Source organism: Streptomyces sp. NPDC045967 (genome assembly GCF_056430495.1).
Window position 1 is genome coordinate 1 of the sequence record NZ_JBWKLE010000046.1, and the last position, 3,385, is coordinate 3,385.

Here is a 3,385-nt window from a genome sequence, read left to right on the forward strand (position 1 = left end):
TCGGCGTCAGGCTGACCACCCTGCGCCCGGAGCAGGCCGACTACATCGGCGTCAAGGTCGAGGGCCCGTACAAGCCCGACCACTACCGCTACTGATCCGCGGCGGCCGAAGCGGCACCGGCACGGCAGCAGCAGCACGTCACGCAGGCCCCCGGCTCCATGCCGGGGGCCTGCCCCGTACCCATCCAAGGACCGACACGATGCCCCGCGGCCGCTACTCCCTGCACGACCCGCACGACCACACCCCCCTCGGCGAGGAGCACTTCCACTGCGCCCCCGGCCCGTCCGGCTGGCGCTACGTCTCCCAGCTGACCGCCCCGAACGGCGACCACCGCGGCTCCGTCGACCTGGCCGTCGACGAACTCGGCCGGCCCATCCGCCTCGAGGTGAACGCGTCGAGCTGGCAGGTGCGCGGGGCCGCCATCGACGGCGTCACCTGGGTCCGTACCGACCCCACCGGCGCCGAAGCCACCGAGGGCAACGTCCACGCCCCCGGCTTCACCGGCACCTCACCGGCCTTCCTCATCGCCACGGCCCGCCTGCTGCGACCGGCCCCCGGCGCCCCCGCCACCCGCGTCCGGCTCCTCGCCCTCACCGACCCGGTACTGGCCCCCCGTACGGTCGACCAGGCGTGGGCCCTGCTGCGCCGCGAGCAGCACCCCACCGACAGCGGCCCGCTCGTGGTGGACGAATACCGGGTCACCGCCCTGGACACCGGCGAGGTCCACACCGTCCACATCGCCGGCGACGTCGTCCTGTCCGCCCCGGGCATCGAACTGGAACACCTGGAGACCCCGCCCTCCGCCTTCGAGGACTGATCCTCAGGCGGGCGGCGCGAACCCACCGGCGCGCGGCACCCGCTCGGGCGCCGACGGCGCCGACGGCGCCGCAGTGCCGGGGCCGACGGGCGCGACCGCCCCGCCACCGGCCGCGGGCCCGGCGTACGCGGGCGGGGGACCGTACGCCGGCAGGCCGCCGTACGGCAGCGGCACGGGCGCCCCACCGGCAGCGGCCCCGGGCGCGTACCCGTACCCACCAGCGGCCGGCGCCGCGGAAGCCGGCACCGACCCGCCCGGCGCCACCGCGGCGCCCGGACGGAAAGCACGGGCCGCGTCCCGTGACTGCCGCTCGTGCACCACGGCCATCAGGAACGCGGCGGCCGGGACCCCCGCCGGCGCGGGCGCCCCGGTGCGCGCGACCAGGTCGTCGGCGAGCCGGGCCGCCATCGCCGCCCCGACCCGCGGGTCCAGCTGGTCCATGCGCGTCAGGTACTGCCGGACCGCCAGCCACAGCCCGTCCGGCACCGCCGACAGGTCCAGCCCCGCGAAGCGCCCCGCCAACCACGGCGGCGGCGCGGGCACCGGCATCACCCGCGCCCCGGGCACCCGCTCCCGGATGACCAGCGCCCCCGCGAACACGTCCCCGAGCCGCCGCCCCCGCGCCGACACCAGCGAGGCGATGCACGCCAGGGCCCCGAAGGTCATCAGAAGTTCCACGACCCCCATGGCGCCGCGCACCAGCGCGTGCCGGAACCGGATCGGACCGCCGTCGTCCCGCACGACCCGCAGCCCGCAGGCCAGCTTGCCCAGCGACCGCCCGTGGCTGAGCGTCTCGACCGCGATCGGCACACCGACCAGCAGCAGCAGGAAGGACGCCACCGACACGGCCGCCTGCGCCGCCGCATCGAGCGAAGCGGTCGAGTAGGCCAGTGCGATGGACACGATCACGAACCCGGCGACGTACACGACCAGGTCGAGGGCGATCGCCAGTGCCCGGCTCGGCAAGCGCGCCGGCCTCAACCCCAGGACGACCGCGTCCCCCGTCACCAGATCGCTCACCACAGCACCTTTCACGTGACCTGCCCCGCCCCTGAGGCTTCCAGTCTGCCAAGCTGACCACACGAGGAATAGCCAGCAGCAGGGGCACTGGGGCAGGGGAGCGGCAACCGGATGGATCTCGACGTCTTCGCGACGGCACACCGCGCGGAATGGGACCGCCTCGAGCAGCTCCTGGGCCGCGGCCGCAAACTGACCGGCGCCGAGGCCGACGAACTCGTCGCGCTCTACCAGCGCACGTCCACCCACCTCTCCCTCGTCCAGTCCACCGCCCCCGACCCGATGCTCACGGGCCGCCTCACACAACTGGTCGCCCGCGCCCGCGCCGTCGTGACGGGCACCCGCCGGGCCGGCTGGCGCGACGCCGCCCTCTTCTTCACCGCGGGCTTCCCCGCCGCGGTCTACCGCAGCCGCCGCTGGTGGATACCCACCGCGCTGCTGTCCACGGCACTCGGCGTGCTCATCGGCTGGTGGATAGCCACCCACCCGGAGGTGCAAGGGGCCATAGCGGCCCCCGAACACCTCAAGGAGCTGACCAGGCCGGGCGGGGAGTACGAGACGTACTACTCCAGCCACCCCGCCGGCTCCTTCGCCGCCCAGGTCTGGACGAACAACGCCCAGGCGGCGGCGATCTGCCTCGTCCTCGGGGCCTTCCTCGGCCTGCCGGTGCTCTGGATCCTCTTCCTGAACATGGCCAACCTCGGCGTCGGCCTCGGGCTGATGGCCTCCGCCGGCCGGCTGGACGTCTTCCTCGGTCTGATCCTCCCGCACGGCCTGCTCGAACTGACGGCGGTCTTCGTCGCGGCGGGCACGGGCCTGCGCCTGGGCTGGACGGTCATCGACCCGGGCCCCCGCACCCGCCGCACGGCCCTCGCCGAACAGGGCCGGGCAGCCCTCGGCATGGCGATCGGCCTCGCGGTGGTCCTCTTCGTCGCCGGTCTGATCGAAGGCTTCGTCACGCCGTCCGGCCTGCCCACCTGGGCCCGCATCACCATCGGCGTCGTCGCCGAGGCGGCCTTCCTGCTCTACGTCTACGTCCTGGGCGGCAGGGCCGCCCGCTCCGGCGAAGCGGGCGACGTCGAGGCCGCCGACCGCACGGCGACGCTCCCCACCGCGGCGTGATGTGCGAGCGGCCCCGACGAGCTGCTAGTCTCCTCGTCGTCCCGGAAGCACCGTTGACACGGAGCCGACGGGGAGGTAGATTCAAACGGTTGCCACGGACTGGACAGTTCGGAGGCAGCGCGATAGAATCATCTTGCCCCTGCAGGGAACGCGATTCCAGCGGGGCCACTCGACTCCCACTTAACAGGAATTCGAAGCCGGTAAATCCGGTGGAAATCCTCTGGTAGGGTCGGAATCGCTGAAAAGGGAAAGCGCGAAAGCGCGGGAACTGGAAAGCACCGAGGAAATCGGGCCCGAAAGAGTCTGATAGAGTCGGAAACGCAAGAACAGCAGAAAAGCAGAACGAAGCCCGGAGGAAAGCCCCAGCGGATGTCGCTGAGGGTGAGTACGAAGGAAGCGTCCGTTCCTTGAGAACTCAACAGCGTGCCA

4 protein-coding genes are annotated in these 3,385 nt (G+C 72.9%); 3 read left to right on the plus strand and 1 reads right to left on the minus strand.

The annotated features are described in order from the left end of the window. The coding region (locus AC07FY_RS32945) for an adenosylhomocysteinase (RefSeq protein WP_362136713.1) at positions 1 to 95 on the plus strand (95 nt) is incomplete at its 5' end. A gap of 104 nt (positions 96 to 199) precedes the next feature. Next, the gene (locus AC07FY_RS32950; RefSeq protein WP_479014121.1) at positions 200 to 817 is read left to right on the plus strand and encodes a hypothetical protein; all 618 of its coding nucleotides are present in this window, start codon (positions 200 to 202) and stop codon (positions 815 to 817) included. Positions 818 to 820: 3 nt separating this feature from the next. On the opposite strand, the gene AC07FY_RS32955 is transcribed toward AC07FY_RS32950, so the two are convergent. Beyond that, the gene (locus AC07FY_RS32955) at positions 821 to 1,837 is read right to left on the minus strand and encodes an RDD family protein (RefSeq protein WP_479014124.1); all 1,017 of its coding nucleotides are present in this window, start codon (positions 1,835 to 1,837) and stop codon (positions 821 to 823) included. 111 nt (positions 1,838 to 1,948) lie between these two features. Here AC07FY_RS32955 and AC07FY_RS32960 point away from each other — a divergent pair, with 111 nt between their 5' ends. Continuing rightward, on the plus strand, positions 1,949 to 2,956 hold the full coding sequence (locus AC07FY_RS32960; protein ID WP_479014127.1) for a stage II sporulation protein M: 1,008 nt from the start codon (positions 1,949 to 1,951) through the stop codon (positions 2,954 to 2,956). Positions 2,957 to 3,385 lie beyond the last annotated feature (429 nt).

What these genes read in the sequence shown, in the direction of transcription:
- AC07FY_RS32960 (WP_479014127.1), top strand. Translation starts at nt 1,949, where the DNA reads ATGGATCTCGACGTCTTCGCGACGGCACACCGCGCGGAATGGGACCGC.
- AC07FY_RS32950 (WP_479014121.1), top strand. Translation starts at nt 200, where the DNA reads ATGCCCCGCGGCCGCTACTCCCTGCACGACCCGCACGACCACACCCCC.